This window comes from Paenibacillus sp. 1A_MP2 (genome assembly GCF_052244825.1).
Taxonomy (GTDB): Bacteria; Bacillota; Bacilli; order Paenibacillales; family Paenibacillaceae; genus Paenibacillus; species Paenibacillus vandeheii.
In genome coordinates this window covers 452,049-470,951 of record NZ_JBQQCS010000001.1, presented here as the reverse complement: position 1 = coordinate 470,951, position 18,903 = coordinate 452,049, and the positions used below count along the sequence as shown (strand labels likewise).

The 18,903-nt window shown below is 45.0% G+C and carries 17 protein-coding genes and 4 pseudogenes; 6 read left to right on the top strand and 15 right to left on the bottom strand.

Annotated elements, in window-relative coordinates; translation table 11 throughout:
* Positions 1-8: 8 nt before the first annotated feature.
* The 10 genes and pseudogenes from ACTWJ7_RS02555 to ACTWJ7_RS02510 all read right to left on the bottom strand — a co-directional run.
* A pseudogene (locus ACTWJ7_RS02555) lies at positions 9-236 on the bottom strand (glycosyltransferase); the annotation flags it as partial.
* Positions 237-649: 413 nt separating this feature from the next.
* Entirely contained in the window at positions 650-1,183 is a 534-nt protein-coding gene (locus ACTWJ7_RS02550) for a YceI family protein (RefSeq protein ID WP_301880580.1), read from the bottom strand.
* 565 nt (positions 1,184-1,748) lie between these two features.
* On the bottom strand, positions 1,749-2,270 hold the full coding sequence (locus ACTWJ7_RS02545; protein ID WP_079348365.1) for a TetR/AcrR family transcriptional regulator: 522 nt from the start codon (positions 2,268-2,270) through the stop codon (positions 1,749-1,751).
* A gap of 168 nt (positions 2,271-2,438) precedes the next feature.
* Complete coding sequence (locus ACTWJ7_RS02540) at positions 2,439-3,599, bottom strand: MFS transporter (RefSeq protein ID WP_301880581.1); 1,161 nt, start codon at positions 3,597-3,599, stop codon at positions 2,439-2,441.
* A gap of 213 nt (positions 3,600-3,812) precedes the next feature.
* Complete coding sequence (locus tag ACTWJ7_RS02535) at positions 3,813-4,385, bottom strand: TetR/AcrR family transcriptional regulator (RefSeq protein ID WP_024629583.1); 573 nt, start codon at positions 4,383-4,385, stop codon at positions 3,813-3,815.
* Between the two features lie 112 nt (positions 4,386-4,497).
* A pseudogene (locus tag ACTWJ7_RS02530) lies at positions 4,498-5,192 on the bottom strand (ABC transporter ATP-binding protein).
* Positions 5,192-5,905: an ABC transporter permease gene (locus tag ACTWJ7_RS02525; protein ID WP_443145093.1), complete on the bottom strand. Its 714-nt coding sequence runs from the start codon at positions 5,903-5,905 to the stop codon at positions 5,192-5,194. The pseudogene ACTWJ7_RS02530 and the gene ACTWJ7_RS02525 overlap by 1 nt, the downstream one beginning before the upstream one ends.
* A gap of 11 nt (positions 5,906-5,916) precedes the next feature.
* Positions 5,917-6,312: an ABC transporter permease gene (locus ACTWJ7_RS02520; RefSeq protein WP_443145092.1), complete on the bottom strand. Its 396-nt coding sequence runs from the start codon at positions 6,310-6,312 to the stop codon at positions 5,917-5,919.
* 117 nt (positions 6,313-6,429) lie between these two features.
* Positions 6,430-6,999 (bottom strand): TetR/AcrR family transcriptional regulator, encoded by a 570-nt coding sequence (locus ACTWJ7_RS02515; protein WP_301880583.1) that lies wholly within the window; start codon positions 6,997-6,999, stop codon positions 6,430-6,432.
* Between the two features lie 383 nt (positions 7,000-7,382).
* Positions 7,383-7,664: an alpha/beta-type small acid-soluble spore protein gene (locus ACTWJ7_RS02510; protein WP_301880584.1), complete on the bottom strand. Its 282-nt coding sequence runs from the start codon at positions 7,662-7,664 to the stop codon at positions 7,383-7,385.
* Between the two features lie 759 nt (positions 7,665-8,423).
* Between ACTWJ7_RS02510 and ACTWJ7_RS02505 the strand changes: the two genes are divergently transcribed.
* The 6 genes and pseudogenes from ACTWJ7_RS02505 (at position 8,424) to ACTWJ7_RS02480 (ending at position 14,363) form a co-directional block, all read left to right on the top strand.
* A complete protein-coding gene (locus tag ACTWJ7_RS02505; protein ID WP_029880819.1) occupies positions 8,424-8,747 on the top strand; it encodes an ArsR/SmtB family transcription factor in 324 nt (107 codons plus the stop codon).
* Between the two features lie 20 nt (positions 8,748-8,767).
* The gene (locus tag ACTWJ7_RS02500; protein ID WP_301880585.1) at positions 8,768-9,733 is read left to right on the top strand and encodes a TIGR03571 family LLM class oxidoreductase; all 966 of its coding nucleotides are present in this window, start codon (positions 8,768-8,770) and stop codon (positions 9,731-9,733) included.
* A 30-nt stretch (positions 9,734-9,763) separates the two neighbouring features.
* Positions 9,764-10,771, top strand: a complete 1,008-nt coding sequence (locus tag ACTWJ7_RS02495; protein ID WP_079348369.1) for an LLM class flavin-dependent oxidoreductase — start codon at positions 9,764-9,766, stop codon at positions 10,769-10,771.
* A gap of 46 nt (positions 10,772-10,817) precedes the next feature.
* A complete protein-coding gene (locus ACTWJ7_RS02490; protein WP_301880586.1) occupies positions 10,818-11,843 on the top strand; it encodes an LLM class flavin-dependent oxidoreductase in 1,026 nt (341 codons plus the stop codon).
* A gap of 123 nt (positions 11,844-11,966) precedes the next feature.
* Entirely contained in the window at positions 11,967-13,088 is a 1,122-nt protein-coding gene (locus ACTWJ7_RS02485; RefSeq protein WP_301880587.1) for an NADH-dependent flavin oxidoreductase, read from the top strand.
* A 235-nt stretch (positions 13,089-13,323) separates the two neighbouring features.
* Positions 13,324-14,363, top strand: a pseudogene (locus ACTWJ7_RS02480) (zinc-binding alcohol dehydrogenase family protein).
* Positions 14,364-14,557: 194 nt separating this feature from the next.
* On the opposite strand, the gene ACTWJ7_RS02475 reads toward ACTWJ7_RS02480, so the two are convergent.
* The 5 genes and pseudogenes from ACTWJ7_RS02475 to ACTWJ7_RS02455 form a co-directional block, all read right to left on the bottom strand.
* On the bottom strand, positions 14,558-15,340 hold the full coding sequence (locus tag ACTWJ7_RS02475; RefSeq protein WP_301880589.1) for an SDR family NAD(P)-dependent oxidoreductase: 783 nt from the start codon (positions 15,338-15,340) through the stop codon (positions 14,558-14,560).
* 136 nt (positions 15,341-15,476) lie between these two features.
* Positions 15,477-16,614: pseudogene (locus ACTWJ7_RS02470) on the bottom strand (zinc-dependent alcohol dehydrogenase).
* A 316-nt stretch (positions 16,615-16,930) separates the two neighbouring features.
* Positions 16,931-17,263 carry a chaperone CsaA gene (csaA, locus tag ACTWJ7_RS02465; protein ID WP_301880590.1) on the bottom strand — a complete coding sequence of 111 codons (333 nt, stop codon included), beginning with the start codon at positions 17,261-17,263 and terminating at the stop codon, positions 16,931-16,933.
* A 160-nt stretch (positions 17,264-17,423) separates the two neighbouring features.
* Complete coding sequence (locus ACTWJ7_RS02460) at positions 17,424-17,681, bottom strand: putative quinol monooxygenase (RefSeq protein ID WP_443145091.1); 258 nt, start codon at positions 17,679-17,681, stop codon at positions 17,424-17,426.
* A gap of 118 nt (positions 17,682-17,799) precedes the next feature.
* A complete protein-coding gene (locus tag ACTWJ7_RS02455) occupies positions 17,800-18,891 on the bottom strand; it encodes an FAD-dependent monooxygenase (protein WP_301880592.1) in 1,092 nt (363 codons plus the stop codon).
* Positions 18,892-18,903 lie beyond the last annotated feature (12 nt).

Genomic DNA, 18,903 nt, shown 5'->3' with positions numbered 1-18,903 from the left:
AAAGACTTCGGCGGTATTCCTCCCTCGCTGAAGTTCCTTACTCCGAGAAACAACGCATCAGGATCGCGCCGGGCTTCTTTGGCGAGCCTATATACATCCTCTGCAGCGTGCTGTCCATCTGAATCAGCAGTGACAATGAAGGAAGAGGACGCATCGAACTGCTGCCCGATATATTGAAATCCCGTCTTGAGTGCGGCTCCCTTTCCCGATTTTCCGTATGCCGCAGCAGGACACACCCGCTCTCACGCAGCTCATCGAAAATCGACTGATATGCCTCGCCAGATCCGTCGTCCACAATAACAATATGGGTCAAACCATATTTTCGCAATTGTCGTACATAGGACAGAAGTCTCTCATCTGGCTCAAGCGATGGAATGAGGATAATCGTTTCGCCGTCCTTTTGTTTATCCATAATCATCCTATTAAGCCTCAATTCGACATATTTTCACAAATTCTTTTTGAATATTGTGAGTATAACATCGAAATGGTAGACAGTAAACGAGCAACTTGTATATATTTTGGTAAAAAAGTTGTATTCGCATTTGTGCTAATTATAGGTGAATAATACTAGAAATAGGACTGAGGTATACACAACGAAAAAACTCGCCATAGTTATGACGAGTAAGTGTTCAAGAAGCCTATAGAATTGTTAATCTATTCTAATAGCCTCAATATAAAGCTCAATGCTTACTTCATTTCCGACGACAATTCCACCCGCTTCCAGAGGCGAGTTGAAGCTCAAGCCAAATTGATTGCGTTCGATACTGGCTGTTGAATGAAATCCCACACGTTCTCGGCCACGAGGGTCTTTGTTAAGTCCTTCAAAAACGGTATGAAAAATGACGGGTTTTGTTACTCCATGCAGAGTTAGATTGCCCGCAAGTTTATATTGCCGTTCGCCAGTATGGGCGCAGCTGATGCTCTGAAATGTAATGACTGGATACTTGGCCGTATGAAAGAAGTCTTCGCTCCTCAGATGTTCATCTCGTTGCCGCTGGCGAGTTGTGATACTATTTGTGTCGATAGAAGCCTGAACACCTAGGGTTGTTACATCGTTAGGGTCGAAACTTAAGATCGCTTCGAATTGCTCAAAGACTCCTTTGATTTGATTAATCATTAAATGCGTCACCGAAAACTCAACGGAGCTGTGATCCGGATCTACTTCCCATTTAACATTGCTCATGAAAATTCCACCTCAATAATAGATTTTGAAGAAAAGGTTTCCCTATCTCCAATGCACTGCGCTCTTCGCATGCTCCTAATATACAAAAACGCTACTGACAACGTAATGTCAGTAGCGTTTTGGGTTTCGCTAGACGTAGAATTAGCCCCTTCCATCCCAGCGATGGCAAGGGGTTTTTGCTGTTTCTCGGCAAAGCTTGGAGCAATCGGAAGGCGTCGCGGGGAATCCCCCTCCGCCACTTGGGGTTCGAGTATCTTTTCAGTAGACCTCTGCCAATGAGGAATGCTAAGGAGGGTAAGCAGAAGCATGGGCAGCAAAAACATATCGAGAGGCTACCGCTATTCTCCGCCACGGATACGAACGGCTCAATGACTATGCCACTCTTGCCAGGACGTCCTGTCGGACGTTCGGCTCCGCTGATGCCGTGGCGTGGCTGCACTGTGGGCGCAGACAGGCTCGGTGACGTTCACGCGTACTGCTCCGTATGGGGCCGGCTATAAATAGTTTTATAGGTAGATATTGATTAATCGATTACTTTGATTCAAAAATAAATAACCTCGAACGGTTATTTACTTTCGTTGAACTCAAATAGCTCGGGAAGATCCAAAAAGTACGAAATGTTGCACATCATGCCCATCGCGATAAAAATCGTTGCGTTTCTTTCTGCATCGGGCATGCCTGCTGCTTTAAACTCTTTCAGGACATAAGTTCTGATGCGGGATAACCCCTCTTTGGTTGCCACCTGAATTGCTTCTTCGGTGATGCCAATACCGATCACCAGCAAAGCAATCTCATGGGGATATTGGGCCGACAATTCTTCATAAGCTTTGAGCATGTCGTTGTCCAACTGATCCGGACTCGACTCGACATTTTTAAACGTTTGGAGTATCCGGTCGAACGCCCGATTCAAAACGGTGATGAACAGTTCCTCCTTCGTCGGAAAGAAACGAAACACATAAGGCTGAGAGATCCCGGCCTTCTCTGCGATATGGGCAGTCGTGGTGTTATAGTATCCCCGTTGGGCAAATAACTCCAAGCCTGCCTCAAGGATTTCCTGCTTGCGATCCTGTCCTTTTGACCTAATCATAGCAAACCTCTTTCGTTAGTAATTGATCAATCACATTATATCCGTCATTTATCCCCGACGCAAGGGGAAGCCCTATACCCAGAATCGGTACGATGTCTTCTCCCTTGGAATCTGGAATCTGGAAAAACTGCGTCTAATAATCTTCAATCAAATCCTCGGGTCGCTGAATTAATGCTCTTTTTTCTTTCCCATTAAAATAGAAATCACTGTAAATACAGTCGCAAGTATGACGATTAAACCACCAACCCAGCCGATCGATGACAAGGTTAACCGCTCTACAACGACTCCGCCCAAGCCTGCACCTAGGGCAACACCAAGGTGGAAGGCGGATGAGTTCAAGCTCAATATAATTTCGGCTGATTTAGGAGCCATAGTTACCAGATAGAACTGTTGTGCAGGAGCAGTTGTCCAAGCTCCAAGCATCCAGAGTGCAAGAATAAACATGGCACCTCCAAAGGTAACTGCAGCCAACGGGAGGAAGAACAAGGCAATAGCATGAATCAACAGACTGACAATCAGTGTTCGAGCAATCCCCCATTTATCAGCGCCGTAGCCTCCAACACGCGCCCCAACAACAGCCATTAAACCCATGCCAAGCAAGACGAGACTAATTGTATTGCTATTGAGGCCAGCGTTTTCGCGTAGTAACGGCGCAATGTACGTGGAAACAACAGAGTAGCCGGTAATAAAGAATAAGGAAGCTAATATACCGCTGATTACTTTGAAATCTTTGAGAATAGCCAATTGCTTGGATAAAGGAATCGTTTCTTGCCCAGACATTTTAGGTAGCGCTTTTACAATCGCAATAATAGGAATGATCGTGATAATTCCAAGAATTGCGAAGATCCAGCGCCACCCCATATATTCACCGATTAAGGTTCCTATAGGAAGGCCGACAACGAGCGCAAGACTCGTACCCATCAAGATCGTGCCAATCGCACTTCCTCTTTTCTCTGGAGGAGCAATTTGTGCTGCAATTCCCAGAGCCACTACTGCGAATACCCCAGCGCTCACACCCAAAATAACACGGGATATCATCAATATCGTAAAGTTAGGACTCAGAACAGCGATGATATTACCGATAATGAACGTAAGAAGTGCTATGAACAGCAGCTTTTTTCGATCTGTTTTTGAAGTGATCGCAATCAGAATTGGCGTTCCTACCGCGTAGGCTATAGAATACATGGACACCAATTGTCCAGCCAAGCCAATAGAGACATTTATATCCGTGGCAACCATGTCTAGAATACCTGTAATAATTGATTCGGCCGTACCGACCACGGTTGCACCTAATGCAAGCAAATATATAATCCATTTGTAGTTTTTCATGAAAAAATTGGTCCCCTAATCTATTGTTTTATTATTTGAAATAATACATTTTCTTCTTTTGGATCACTTCTAACCTATGGGAATCCATGCCTAAAACATTCGACGGCAAAAATAAAAATCACCCCCTTCTTGTATATTTATCGAACGATCGATCAAAGAACTCCAAAAAAATATATTGAACGATCGATCAATTTAGAGTAAAAAAAGAGCTGATTATACTTTGATAGCATCCCAGCTCATTTGAATCATTTTATCAATATTTGTTGGACTGAACTCATACGCCCCATTTAGATACTCTTTTCCCATTTCGACAAAAGGTAAACAGGAGTATGTAACCAATAGATTCGTTTCCAAATCCTTAAACAAACCTTCCTCAATTCCCCTTTCAAACAAAGGGTACATCGGCTTAAACACACCGCCATTTTGATCCTTACACTTTTTACGTATAAAGGGTGAGCCAATAAACTGTTCCATTAACAAAAAGCTGTCCTTATTATTCAAGATGTAATTTGAATAATTTCGCAGAATTTTCTCAAACCCCACTTTAACGGGTGTACTCTCTGTTACACCATGAAACATGAGCTGGTGCATTTGATCCTTGAGCAAAAAATACAACTTGATCAGCATATCCTCTTTGCTTTCAAAATAAAAATAAATGATCGAGGAAGAGATCTTCGCTCTTTTAGCAATTTTTGAGATGGATATTTCAGAAAGGCCATTTTCATTGAGAAGTTCAATCGTAGCCTGATAAATAAGGTCCACTTTGCTTTCGGATTTAGTTTTCATACCCAAAATATAATCGAACGATCGATCAAAGTCAATAAACTATCCGCATTCTGTTTTCTTCTCAGCCTAAAAACTTATGATCTGGATTTATTATATAACCTGTCTGCCGTCCTTAATGGATGGACTCCAGTTCCGCTAGAGATAATTTGCCATCTTCCATCCGGTATACCTTGTCGCAGTAGGTAAGCAGCCGCTCATCGTGTGTGACCATAATCGCCGCCTTGTGGCGTGTTCTCACCTCATGAGCAATCAAGGAGACAACTTCATGAGCGCGTTTGGTATCAAGCTTGCTGTAGGTTCATCCGCCAATATGACATTAGGATCGTTAATTAACGCGCGGGCAATGGCGGTACGCTGCTTCTCGCCCCCGGACAGCTCCTCCGGGTAGCTCTTCTGCTTAGCGCCTAGACCAAGCTCATCAAGCAACTTTATAGCCATTGCTTTGTCTGCTGCACGAACCTTACCCGACATCCGCTTCACGACAAGCAACTGATCAAGAACGTTCAGGTATGGAACCAAATTCGAGGCCTGCATGATGAAACCAATCTCATGCAATCGGATATCGGATAGTTCTTTGCCTGACAGCTTCGATATGTCCTTTCCATTTATTATAACCTCTCCCTCGGAAGCTTTAAGCAGTGCACCCGCGACGGATAGGAAAGTACTTTTTCCAGAACCGGACGGACCTACCACTGCGATGAACTCACCTGGCTCCACTTTTATGGACAATCGGTCTAATGCCGCAATACGATTCAATCCTTCATCGTAATGTTTTGAAGCTGATGTTATTTGCAACCCTTCAGTCATTACTCAACCCTCCCAAGTGCCTTAACCGGATCAATTTTCGAAATCGTGCGAACGGATACCAACGAACTAAGCAATGAGATTACCAGCAATACAGTGGAATACGTGAACACCAGCTTCGTATCCAGTATGAACGGCATGCTTTTGGGCATGATTGCCGCTGTCCCATATGTCAATAAGACGCCAACTATAATGCTTGAGAGCGACAAGACGAACACCTGTGAGACGACGGCTTTACCTAAGAATTTATTCTTGGCCCCGATCGCTTTCATAATCCCGAACTGGTTGGACTTCTGCATCGTGAATACATAGAAGAATACGCCAATGATAAAGGCAGAGATCGCAAGCAGAAACGCAAGCATCATCATGATTGTGCCATTCTCTTCTTTGTATCCAGGCATTCCCTGTACCGCTGCGGCACGGGTAACTGTATCGGTACCCGAAAGCTGTTCATTTATAGTACTCCGATCAATGTCTTTACCCTGAAGCATTATCGCATTGACGGGGTTTTTGACTCCCTTGTCCGAGCCTGGTGCAGCAAACGCAAGCTTACGCCACTCTTCAATAGGTGTAAATACAGCTGCTACGTGGTTATACGTCTGATTCTTGACAAAGCCGACAATCGTCAACGATTCCGTCGAACCATCTAATTGGAAGGTGTCCCCTAGTTTAAATCCTTCGTCTTTCATCGTCTCATTGACGATGACCTTTGTCATCTGATCGGATGTCAGCCCCTTGCCTTCAATAATTGCCGGCTCAAGAAAGCTCCCGGGTTAATTCCAATAATCGCTATATCTAATTTATCCTCATTCAACTTGCTACTCCCTTTGATTGCCGATGCCATGATGGTTCCCATAGGTGAAACGGCACTTACATTCGGCATCTCTACTAATTTAGCTGACAAATCATCAGACAATAAAGACTTACTCATTGAAGCCTTCGACCCTTGTTCGAAAACCACATAATCAGCCTTCATCGTCTTAAACGTCGAAGCCGCAAGCGTAGATAACCCATTTCCCAAACCTGACAATATAAACACCAGCCAAGAAATAAGCACAAAAATGATAGCAATCATCAAAAACCTTGTCTTGCCGTGTCTCAATTCCTTCAATGCCAAAAACATATGCTACTTCTCCCCTCGACAAAAATAAATGACACGCGTGTCAAATTAAACACCTCTATTCCGGCTCGTTTTCATTATAGGTTTATGTGACACGCGTGTCAAATATATTTGTGCTCCTTATCGTCTTCCTGCCCCTCCTAGCCACATTTGATACAATAGTTTACTCCACTGAGGTGTAGGAATATTCATCATATTAGGAGTTTCAATCAGGTTAAAAAATACACCTATAATAGCGGGAAGTGGAATGCTTGTATTCAAGTGCCCCTCTTCCTGAGCACGAACAAACAATCGCTCCAGTTGATTTTTTAAAGTCACATGCGCTTGCTCAACAAATTCAAGATCATTGGTCGCAGCCTCAGAATTGGCTTTATTTATTTTATGAGCATATCCAAGCAATTGATGGAAATTAGCTTCCTCCAGATATACATCTAGCAGATGTTGAAGAGCATTCATGCAATCCGTTTCATCAATAGCCGACGCCTTCTGTAATACATTTTCCATGGATCGTTTCATACATGCAGCAACTATCTCTTCTTTGTTGGCATAATATTGGTAAATCGTACTTCTTGCTCCAACCAGACTCTTCGATAACAATTTAAGTTGAAACCCCTCATAACCATACTCGAGAAGCACTCTCTTGGTTTGGTCAAGCAACTCTGATTTGGTAAAAGCCTGCTTTCTTCCCATGTTAATCACCGTCCCTAAATGCTAGCATTAGTCTACATTGTAACAAAAATTTTGCCTTATTTGTGATATCGTTCATTCCGATTCCCCTTTCTACTCCACCAACCTCACAAAGTTAAATCAGATTACATCTCTAACATCTTTCATATCTGCTGCTATGCTCCTTCATAACGTCCATCATCCCTTCCGTTCGTATCTTAGCGCGGAATAGAAACCGGCGATATTCACAACAGTCATCCTCTTGACATGACAGTGTAATATGAAAGGCAAGACAAAACCCCCTTCTTGTGGAAAGGGGGAAATTATCGTTATATAAACCAATGGATGTTATTTCAAGTCAGTGCTCAGCAATTTTCCCCACGATCTCAGGAGGTTTCAGTCCAGGACTACTCCTTGTTCGCTATTTGCTCCTGAGCGAGACGGACCAATTCCCTAACCATGGAACCGCCAATTTTGCCGCCGACATGGCCTGCTGATTCCGTTGTCAATTGACCATTGTTTCCTGGGTACAGAGGTATACCAAGCTCCTTCGCCACTTCGTATTTTACATCGTCTGGTTGATTCGGATCTACGGTATATCCTTCGCGCTTCATTACATCTGCTTTGAAAGCTTGCATTCCCTGTTCGACCCCTGGCACCGCATATTTTCTCCTTCTTCTTGCCATCATACAGCACTCCCCTCGATGTTATTTCCTAACATGCCCGGAAGCACAAAATTTTATCCCTATTCCTCTTCGGTGCGAGTTCACGATCACAGAGGAGAGAATCCTGATGGCTATCCGCCGTAAGGAATTAGACAATCTGTCTGGCGCAATCAATCACTGATGTCCGACCTTGGATGGGTGATGTCAGAAGCGTTCACCGAATACGAGCATCACATTCAACAAGAGCTAATCGAGAACAAATAATTAAATAAGGAGTTCTTCCCATCAAATTCCGCCCTATTTATGAGTTGAATCATCATCACCTCTTAATCTCCCGATCAAAGAACTTTTGATTATTTTACTAAAGACGAAGAAGCTGTTTATGCTCTCAATTTAGCCAGGTTCTCCCCATGAAATCCCTTCATAATTAACCAGACTGCCAAACTCATCTCGTAAACGCCCATGGATTGATATCCAATGAAATTGCCGAAGTTTATAAGAATTATATTACATTGTTCCAAGGATGTTTTTATAAAGGAGCCTTTGCAGCCGTTTGCCATATTTTCGCCCCAGTGCCTTCAGATGAAACTCAACCAATTGCTGGACCAACGCTTCCTAGCCCCTCCTAAAGAATAACATTTGATTTTGGGTAGAAAGCAAAGTAATATAGACATATCGCAAATTATCAATATCCTTTTGTTCGATTAATCTATACTCATTCCAAGCAAAATAGATTTTAATATGATCAGAAAGGGGCGGGCACCGTTGAATCGGGAATCAAATATGATAAATGACGAACAGGCAGTTGAAATTTTCAAGGCTCTGTCAAATCAAATAAGAGTAAATATTCTGCAAATGTTGAAAGAACCTGATAATAACTTTTCCCCGCAGGCCCATGTCATCAAAGAAAAAGGCTTTGATGGCGGGGTTTGTGTTAGTGATATTCAAAGCAAAGTAGTACTATCGCAGTCCACTACCTCCCAGTATTTATCTATCCTATTGCAAAGCGGGCTGGTGGAAATGAAACGAATCGGACAATGGACTTATTATCGACGCAATGAGGAAACCATTAAACAGTTTGAAAAGTATATAGGCTTAAAAATATGATCTTTTAAGGAGGACCACGGGTGGGTTTTCAAAATCATCGTGCCTATAACAGCATGTACCAGAAAGACAAAATGACACTCGGATTTGTCCTCCCAACTGCCAGGATGTCTAAAAATCCGCTGATGGAGAATCAGTTGGAGCTTGCCCGTAAAATGGAGAAATATGGTTTTGCTTCATTATGGCTCCGTGATATTACGATGCAGAATTTGAATATTGATGATAACGGCCAAATGTACGATTTATGGATTTATTTGACGTATCTTGCTGCCCATACGAAGCACATTGCGTTGGTGACTGGAAGTGTAGTTCTCCCTTTGCGCCACCCTGTCAGGGTAGCGAAGGAAGCTGCATCAATCGATCAATTGTTTCCAGGTCGGTTGATTATGGGAGTGGCATCCGGGGACAGGGAAAAAGACTTTACAGCTTTAGGGATATCTAAGCAAGAGAGCGGTCCGTTATTTAAAGAAAATTTCGAAATTCTCGACCGGCTGTTAAAAGAGGATCAGCCGACAATTCACAGCCACGCCGGGCTGATCGATGGTACAGATATGAGGTTAATCCCAAAGCCTGTATCTTCGATTCCGACCATGGTGACTGGATTTAGCAATCAGTCTATCGATTGGATATCCAGGAATGGGGACGGGTGGCTTCAATACCCAAGAAGCATTACTCAACAGGCGCAGCTTATTCAGGATTATCGTGCTTTAACGGAAGTTCATGCTCCAGGAGATTTCAAACCCTTCTCTCAAAGCTTGTTCATCGATTTATCTGAAAATCCAGATGAAATGCCTGTCCCCATACCCTTAGGCTATTCCGTGGGAAGAAACCGTTTAGTTGATCTGCTTCATCAATTTCAAGCGATTGGCGTCAATCATTTGGCGTTTGTTCTGTATTTTTCCAGGCGTCCTCCAGAGGAAGTAATCCAGGAACTTGGAGAATTTGTTGTACCTTACTTCCCAACCCATAAAGGTACCGGCCCGTTTTAAAAAATTGAATGGTTTAAAGGAGGAAGAATGATGACAAAGAAAATAGAACTTTCCGTACTAGATCCCTCCCCAATTGTCGAGGGAGGATCAGCCGAACTTTCCCTTCAAAACACGCTTGATCTAGCAAAGAAAACAGAGCAGTGGGGATATAAACGGTTTTGGCTTGCTGAACATCATAATTGGGCAGGAATGGCGAGTTCCGCATCCCCGATCGTAATTGGACGAGTTGCCTCTGTCACGGAAAAAATGCGTATTGGATCAGGCGCAATGCTTCTTTCCCATTATTCTCCTCTTTCCGTGGCTGAGCAATTTGGAACATTAGAAACCTTCTTCCCTGGCCGGATCGACCTTGGATTGGGGCGGGCACCTGGCACCGACCAATATACAGCAAATGTATTGCGGCAGCGGGTTGCCGGTGAACCTGAATTTGATGCCCGGCTTGAGGAGCTTATCGCCTATCTTTATGGTACAGGAACAGCCACTAAGAATGGTTCATTCAGCTTTCACGCCATTCCCGGCGAAAAAACAAATGTGCCCATTTGGCTGTTAGGTTCAGCGTTTTACAGTGCACAATTGGCTGGAATACTGGGGTTGCCGTTCTCTTTCGCTGGGCATTTTGCTCCAGGCAACATGATGGAGGCCATAAAACTGTACCGGGATTCTTTTCGTCCGTCTCAATTTTTGGAGGAGCCTTATGTACTGTTAGCCGTTCAAGTGGTGGCTGCTGATGAGAAACAGGAGGCACAAAGGCTTGCCACTTCGATGTATCAAAAATTTCTTTTGTTAACCCGCGGACAGCCTTCGCCCATTTTGCCTCCTGTTAATAATATGGACGAGCTTTGGAACGATAATGAACGCAGGGCGGTTGAAGAACAGCTGTTCACTTCCATCATCGGGGACCCTGCAGGTGTGAAGCAGCAGCTCCATGAGTTATTAGAAAAGACTGACGCAGATGAAATCATGGCTCATACAGAGATTTTTGATCATAAGGCACGGCTGCGCTCTTATGAAATTTTGGCTCAGGCTGCAATAAATTAACCGGGTGTTTGAAACGACGAACTTACTAAAGAAAGAAGATGAGCATATGCCTGAAAAGGATACCAAACAAATTACGGATATTCCATTCTCGGTCCTGGATCTCTCTCCAATTGCAGATGGAAGTACGCCGGCTGATTCTTTTCGCAATACTTTGGAGCTGGCCCAGCTCGCTGAAAAGCTGGGGTATAACCGATATTGGCTCGCTGAGCATCACAATATGCCATTTATCGCCAGCTCTGCAACATCGGTAGTCATTTCCCATGTTGCAGCAGGGACATCAAAAATCCGGGTAGGTTCAGGCGGCATTATGCTGCCGAATCATGCGCCTCTTGTTATTGCTGAGCAATTTGGCACTCTCGAATCCTTATATCCAGGACGTATTGATCTTGGCTTGGGCCGTGCACCAGGCACCGATCAGCTTACCGCACGTGCATTGAGACGTGACTTGAGAAGTTCAGGAGAAGATTTCCCTGAGCAGCTGGCTGAGCTCCGGAATTACTTTGACCCTTCCCTGGCACAAGGACATCGTCATGTTAAAGCAATTCCGGGTGAAGGATTGAACATACCTGTTTGGCTGTTGGGTTCAAGCGGATACAGTGCCCAGCTGGCAGGAGAGCTTGGACTGCCGTTTGCCTTTGCAAGCCATTTCTCGCCGCATAACACACTGCCGGCCATCCAGCTGTACCGCAGTTCGTTTAAGCCATCTAAAGTACTGGACAAGCCGCATGCAATGGTAGGGCTGAACATCATTGCGGCCGACACAGATCAAGAAGCTGAGCGGCTCGCTACAACCTTGCAGCAGCAGTTCTTGAATTTGATGCGCGGGAAGGAAGTGCCCTTGCAGCCGCCAGTGGATAATATTAATGATTTAGCCAGAGACTATGAACTAGCTGCCCTTGAGAATCAGTTAGGAACTTCGATTGTCGGCAGTCCTCAAACCGTAAAAGAAAAGCTGGAAAAGTTTCTGGATGAAAGTCAAGCCGATGAAATCATGGCAATCGCCCAGGTCTACGATCATAAGGCCCGCCTCCATTCCTATGAAATATTGGCAGAAATTACTCGGCTAAAGTAGGTCGACACCGGCCGATCCTTATGGCAAGCTTTCCATCTATATCTATAATTTTTTTGTATAGAATATAAAAATGCCTAGCAAAACCCTATTACAAACTTGATGTAAACAAAAGGAGAAAAAAAGATGAATCCGAAATATGAAGCTGCTTTTAAACCATTTACCTTCCGTTCTGGAGTTGAAATAAAGAACCATATTACAATGGCACCCATGACCAATACGGCGGCACATGAAAATGGTGAAGTATCAGACGAAGAAGTTGCGTATTATCAAGAACGTGCCGGTGGTGTAGGAGCGGTAATCACCGCATGCACATACGTCACCAGGAATGGAAAAGGATTCCCGGGTGAATTTGGTGCAGATTCCGATTCCCTAATTCCTAGTTTAAGACGTGTGGCGACAGCTATACAGGAAAAAGGTTCAAAGGCGATTCTACAAATTTTTCACGGTGGCAGAATGTGCCCGCCTGAAGAATTGCTCGATCGTCAACCAATTGCTCCGAGTGCGGTAGCAGCGGACCGGGACGATGCCGTGGTACCTCGGGAAATGACAGCAGACGAAATCGAAGAAATTATTAAAGCATTTGGTGAAGCAACCAGAAGAGCAATCGAAGCTGGCTACGATGGAGTTGAAATCCATGGTGCCAATACGTATTTGCTCCAGCAATTCTTTTCTCCACACTCAAATCGTAGAACTGACAAGTGGGGTGGAACGCTGGAAAAACGTATGTCCTTCCCGCTTGCTGTAGTTGACGTTGTTAAAAAAGCAGTTTCAGACCATGCAACAAAACCTTTTATCATCGGCTATCGGTTATCGCCTGAAGAAAGAGAGAATCCTGGCATCACCATGGAAGATACGCTGCAATTAGTGGACAAGTTAGCGGACCAGGACCTGGATTATCTCCACATTTCTGTCGGCGCCTTTTGGAACGGATCAATCCGTGATGATAACGATCAGACATCCCGAGTTGTTATGATCCATGAGCGTGTCGGCGATCGTGTTCCTGTAATGGGAGTTGGGATGCTGCGGACACCCGATGAAGTGATGAAAGCTTTTGAAACAGGAGTCCCTTTAATCGCTTTAGGAAGGGAATTGATAATGGAACCTCAGTGGATACAAAAAGTACAAGTCGGTGAAGAAGACAAAATCCGTACAACATTATCTAAAAAAGATCAAAAAGAACTAGCTATTTCTGATAAAATGTGGGAGTACTATACTAGCTTCCCTGGATGGCTTCCTATTGTATAAGGAGTTCACTTATCTCATACCATCTCTGCTTCCTTGAATTGTTCAACAAAAAATGGGAATCGTGATGATAATTGTCCTTGCTCAGCAAGTATAAGAATATAACCTACACAAAATAAGAAGGCACATTTTAAAGGGAAACCATCTTAGTGGTTTCCCTTCTTCATAGAAAGGATTGGATCTAAAGTGCTCAAATTTTTAAGTGGTGCCTCACAATGGGTATAATAGTAAGGAAAGGATGTGGTTTATCATGGCTACAATGAAGGCGGTAGGACTAACCCGATACCTTCCAATTGAAAATCCAGAAAGCTTGGTAGATTTAGTGGTGGAGAAACCAAGAGCGACGGGCCGTGACATTTTGGTCAAAGTTATGGCCATATCGGTCAATCCCGTTGACACTAAGGTACGTGCGCCTAAAGACAGAGTTGAAGAAGTTCCAAAAATTTTAGGTTGGGATGTTGCAGGAATTGTTGAAGAGGCGGGACCGAACTGCTCGTTGTTCCGTCCGGGGATGAAGTTTTTTATGCGGGCAGCATTGCACGACAAGGCGGAAACAGCGAATACCATCTGGTTGATGAACGTATTGTAGGGCGCAAGCCAGCTTCCTTGAATTTCGCGGAAGCGGCAGCTCTTCCTTTAACCTCTATCACAGCTTGGGAAGCATTATTTACCCGAATGTCGATTTCTCAAGATCCGGGCGCCAACGAAAAAAAATCCCTGCTGATCATCGGGGCCGCTGGGGGTGTAGGGTCCATTGCCATCCAGCTTGCAAAACAAGCTGGGCTCATTGTAATCGGGACTGCTTCCCGCCCGGAAACCGTCGATTGGGTTAAATCAATGGGTGCCGACTATACCATTAATCACCATGACCCGCTCCTTCCGCAGCTTGAAGCAATCGGGTTTTCAAGCGTTCCGTATATTTTCTGCCTGAACGCTTTGGAAAAACACTGGGCCGGCATAAGTGAAGCCGTTTCTCCCCAAGGAGTCGTTTGCGCAATTGATGATCCTACCTCTCCGCTCAACCTCAAATTGCTTAAGCAAAAAAGCGCCACCTTCGTGTGGGAGTTTATGTTTACGCGCTCGCTTTATGAAACGGATGATATGATCGAGCAACACTTACTGCTCAATCGGATAGCTGATGCTGTGGATCATCAAAAATTGAAGACAACGCTCTCCGAAGTACTTGGACCGATCTCAGCAGAGCATCTTCGCCAAGCCCACAAGCTATTGGAGAGCAATAGGACGATTGGCAAGGTTGTTCTAGAGAATTTTGTTTAAACACCTGTTCTTGGAAAACACACTTTAGAATTCACTTAAAAAAACAGGGGATGCGTTTATTCGAACCCAGCGAAGAAGGACCTGAGAGCCTTCTTCGTCATTGGGGAAAGAGCGGATTGCCAAATGCGATCCTGCGGAAGTTCGAATCACACAGATGTTGTGCAAAATGATATAGAAGTATTCGCCTCTCCCTATTATTTGCTTTTTTCCTTTAACCAACTTTCAAATTCGGAGGCCACAATGCGTTCCCCCGTAATGCCCTCCGCTTCCGGTGAAGCCAAAAAGACAATAGGCTCCGCCATAACCTCCGGCTGCATCAGCTGGAATCCCGCCTCGATCTCCCTGCGCAGATCATCCGGAATCATCCCCGTCGCCGTTGCTCCGCCCGGAAGCAACATGTTGACCGAAATTCCAGATTCCTTCAGATCCTCCGCCATGATCGCCGACAGCGATTCTGTTGCTGCGCGCGACGGACCGTATGGAACAAAACCCTTTCTTTTCATGGTCTCATGATTCATGGAAATATTGATGATTCGTCCTTTTCCTTGTTCGATCATGAGTGGGGCAAATCCTCGCGCTACCAGAAAATAACCGGTGAGATTGGTTTCGATAAGATCGCGGAAGCCTCCCGGCGTCACCTTGTAAAAGGGCTGCGGCTCCGTCAGAAAACGCGGGTTAACCGTTCGCATCCCGATGCCGGCATTGTTGACAAGGACATCAATTTTACCCCATTCCGCTTTCACCCATTTCACCGCATCTTCTACCGATCCCTCTGACCTCACATCCAGTGGAAGCTCAAAAACAGTCGTATATCCCTTTTCTTCAAGTTTTTTTACGGCTTCAGTTAATTTTGACCCTGGACGGGATGCCACTGCTACTTTTGCCCCTTCATCAAGAAGGGCTTCTGCCATGGCATAACCTAAGCCGTCGGAGGCACCGGTAATGACAACATGTACATTTTCTAATGCTTTTACCATTCTTCACCTCATTCAATTTGTTAGAGTGCTCTCCACTTGATTATAAACCATTATGTGAGGAGATCGGCTAAACACATGGGGCTGTCCCTCAGGGTACAATACCCTGTGGAACAGCCCCTCTTCTTCATGCCATCATTTAAGGCTTCAGGACGAATTTAATGCATTCGTCCGCATGGTTGTAAAAGGTGTTGTACGCGTTATGCGCCTGATCGAGCGGCACTTTATGCGTGACGATCTCCGTCGGATCGAACTCGCCTGCCATAATTTTTTGATACAGCATCGGCATGTAATGGATCACGGGCGCCTGTCCCATGGTCAGCTTCACGTTTCGTTCCCAAATGTTTCCGAACATGAACTGGTTGTATTTAGAACCGTATACCCCCGTAATCTGAATCGTGCCGAATTTCCGCACCGCATTCATCGCGATGTTGATCGCGCTGAGCGTTCCGCCAACCAGCTTGGCCTTCTGCTCTTCCTCCTCCAATGGGGTCTTCTTGCCGTCCATTCCGACGCAATCGATGACGACATCCGCACCCCCGCGTGTTATTTCTTTTATATGCAGCCCCATGTCTTGGTAATCTTCAAAGTTGAAGATTTCGACGTTATTCATTTTTTTGGCATGGTTCAGCCGGTACGGGATATTGTCGATCGCGATGACCCGTTTGGCCCCTTTCATCCAGGCGAATTTTTGCGCCATCAAACCGACGGGGCCGCAGCCGAGCACCACCACCGTATCCCCCTGCTTTACGCCGCCGTTGTCCACGCTCCAATAGGCTGTCGGCAGCACGTCGGACAGGAACAGGAGCTTCTCATCCTCCAATTCGCATGACTCCGGAATAACGAACGGCATGAAATTGCCGTACGGCACGTAAAGCAATTCGGCTTGTCCGCCGGATAATTCCCGTAACGTTCGGTAAACCCAAAATAACCTCCCGTATCCACTTGGGGATTGGGGTTTGAGTTGTCGCATTGGCTCTCCATATCATGCTGGCAGTAATGACAGCTGCCGCACGAGACATTGAACGGGAGCACGACCCGGTCCCCTTTTTGACCCTTGTCACCTCAGGGCCCACATCTTCGACGATGCCCATCGGTTCGTGTCCGACCACGTATCCGGTTTGGGCTTGAATCGCCCCCTGGTATATATGGAGATCGGAACCGCATATGGCGGTCGAGGTGATCCTGACGATAATCCCGTCTTTTCTCTGAATCGTCGGATCAGCGACCTGCTTCACTTGCATGTCCTTCATGCCATTGAAAGTTACAGCCTTCATAATCACCCTCCTGTTATGACATGCTTTGAATTTGCATGCATGCTTCTATTATGGAATTGGAGAGTGAGGTTCATACATTCAACGAAATTCTCAACATACCAGAGCTACAAGTGAACCAGATTCTGTTTGTGAAGAATTTCATATCGAAGCCGTTCCGGTCGCTTATCGGCAAAATCGCAAAGGAACAAATGGGATGCGAACCGTACGCCATCTCCCTGCCCTTTGAAAGGAAATCCTATGCCCGAGATAAGCGAACAAGTCCAAACAAAAGCTTGGGCACTGATTTTAAGGTTGAGCCGCTTTTAGAGTCTTATTTTTACGCAATAGGAGTACCATTAGGTATTTCAGTATCCGGCTTTAATAGAATAACATCTCCCTTTCCCGGGACTCCTCCCAAAACTAATACCTCCGATTTGAATCCCGCAATGCGCCGAGGAGGAAAATTGACGATTCCTATAATTTGTTTGCCTACAATTTCATCAACCTTGTAACGCTTAGTTATTTGTGCACTTGAGGATTTCATCCCGATCTCCGGTCCAAAATCAATCTTAAGCTTTATCGCAGGGACTTTTGCTTCTTCAAAAAACTCCGCTTCCTTAATCGTTCCAACACGGATATCTAGTGCTGCAAAATCATCGATCGTTGCCAATGTTTTACCTCCTCCTCTAAAGTCTTTAACCGCTCCCGAAAATACCTCTCACGCTTTCCCGACAGAACATAATGAGTTCCGCTCGGTGTTGCATTTTACTGCGCTGGGCGAAACGGCTTCAGGAGTCGAATCCCTTCCTCAATGGATCCCTCCATCAATTCTAAGAGCTGGGGTACCAGTTCCTGCATCCGGGGGCGTTCAGGTGCCGATCGAGAGCATCCTGGTTTTCCCAGCGTTCGTAGATGATGAATGTGCCAGGCTGGCCTTCTACCTCGTGAGCCTCGTAGTCAATGTTGCCCAGGTCGTTGCGCGACGGGGTGACAGCAGCCGTCATGAATGCCTTCATCTCGGCTTCTCTCCCTGCCTTAGCTCTCGCCTCCCAGAGTACAGTAACGTAACGTTTCTTTGTATCGTTCATGCTAATTCCTCCTAATTTATAAATACTTCGTATTTTTTTACTTTACCGTTTTCTCAAATGGGGGAATTCCCCGTTTATGCTTGAAATTCCAGTGTATCAATGGCTTAGTTTAATGCTGTTATAATCGTCCAAAAGAACGATTAAAGCCTTGGCCCGCAAGAACATCTTGACGAACCACATCTAAACGACGTGTTTGGTATTCACCCAAAGCTTTTGTTATCGAATTCGGATATCGTTTAATGGAGTCCATAATGGCAACCGTATCGTCAAGTGAGTCATTAAAGCCTGCGCCAGTCATTGGCGACATGGTATGAGCTGCGTCGCCGATCATGGCTATTCTTCCTTTTGACAATATATTAGGGATGTATTCATTAACAGGTGCCCCGATTAAACTGCGATCCTTAATCGCGATTTGCAGAATGGCATCCTCTTCTTTGCTCCAATTGGCTTGGCTGGTTTGTGATAGTTCTTCCAGTAGCGAATCCGGAATAGCTTCACCGTATAAGGAATGCTGGGCAATCCCGTCCTTTAACACGCCTAATTCAGACATCAATTGATTATGCGAATGATCAAACCAGCAAAAGCCTATCCATCGCTGGCCAGGATTGGTCCGCCCCTCTATCCCTGGCATCACCGCAGTTGTCAATGTACCGGCAGCACTATTGTTGAAATAAGCGTTCGAAAGTTGCCGTTTTTTCCAGTCTTTCTTTGGCAGCAGTTCTTCGTCCACCTTCCCTACCCAAACCAGATAGCCAGCATAATCTGCAAATGGTCTGTCAGGGTTTAAATAACGACGGACAATACTGCGATATCCATCTGCGCCAATCAAAAAGTCACCTTTAAACGTCTGCTCCTCTTCACTGGTAGCCCAAGCAGATGATTCATTTTGCCCAACACTAACAATTCGTGTATGGTGCTGAAGAGTAATACCAGGTTCTTTAGCGACCGCATTGCGCAAACGTTCTTGAATGGCTGACCAGGCTTCAACATTGTTGTTACCATTGGATGCCAAGTGTCTTAATTCTCGTTCAATTTCACTATTACGATAAGGCTTTGTTTGTAAACGAATAAAAGCACCATTTCTTAATGATGAATCTGCACGTTCAAGAATGGTAACTGTATAACCAGAACGAGATAACGCAAGCCCCATCATTAGACCACCTAAAGATCCACCTACAATAATGGCATGTTCAAATTTGTTTTGTGGCATATTTCATTCCTC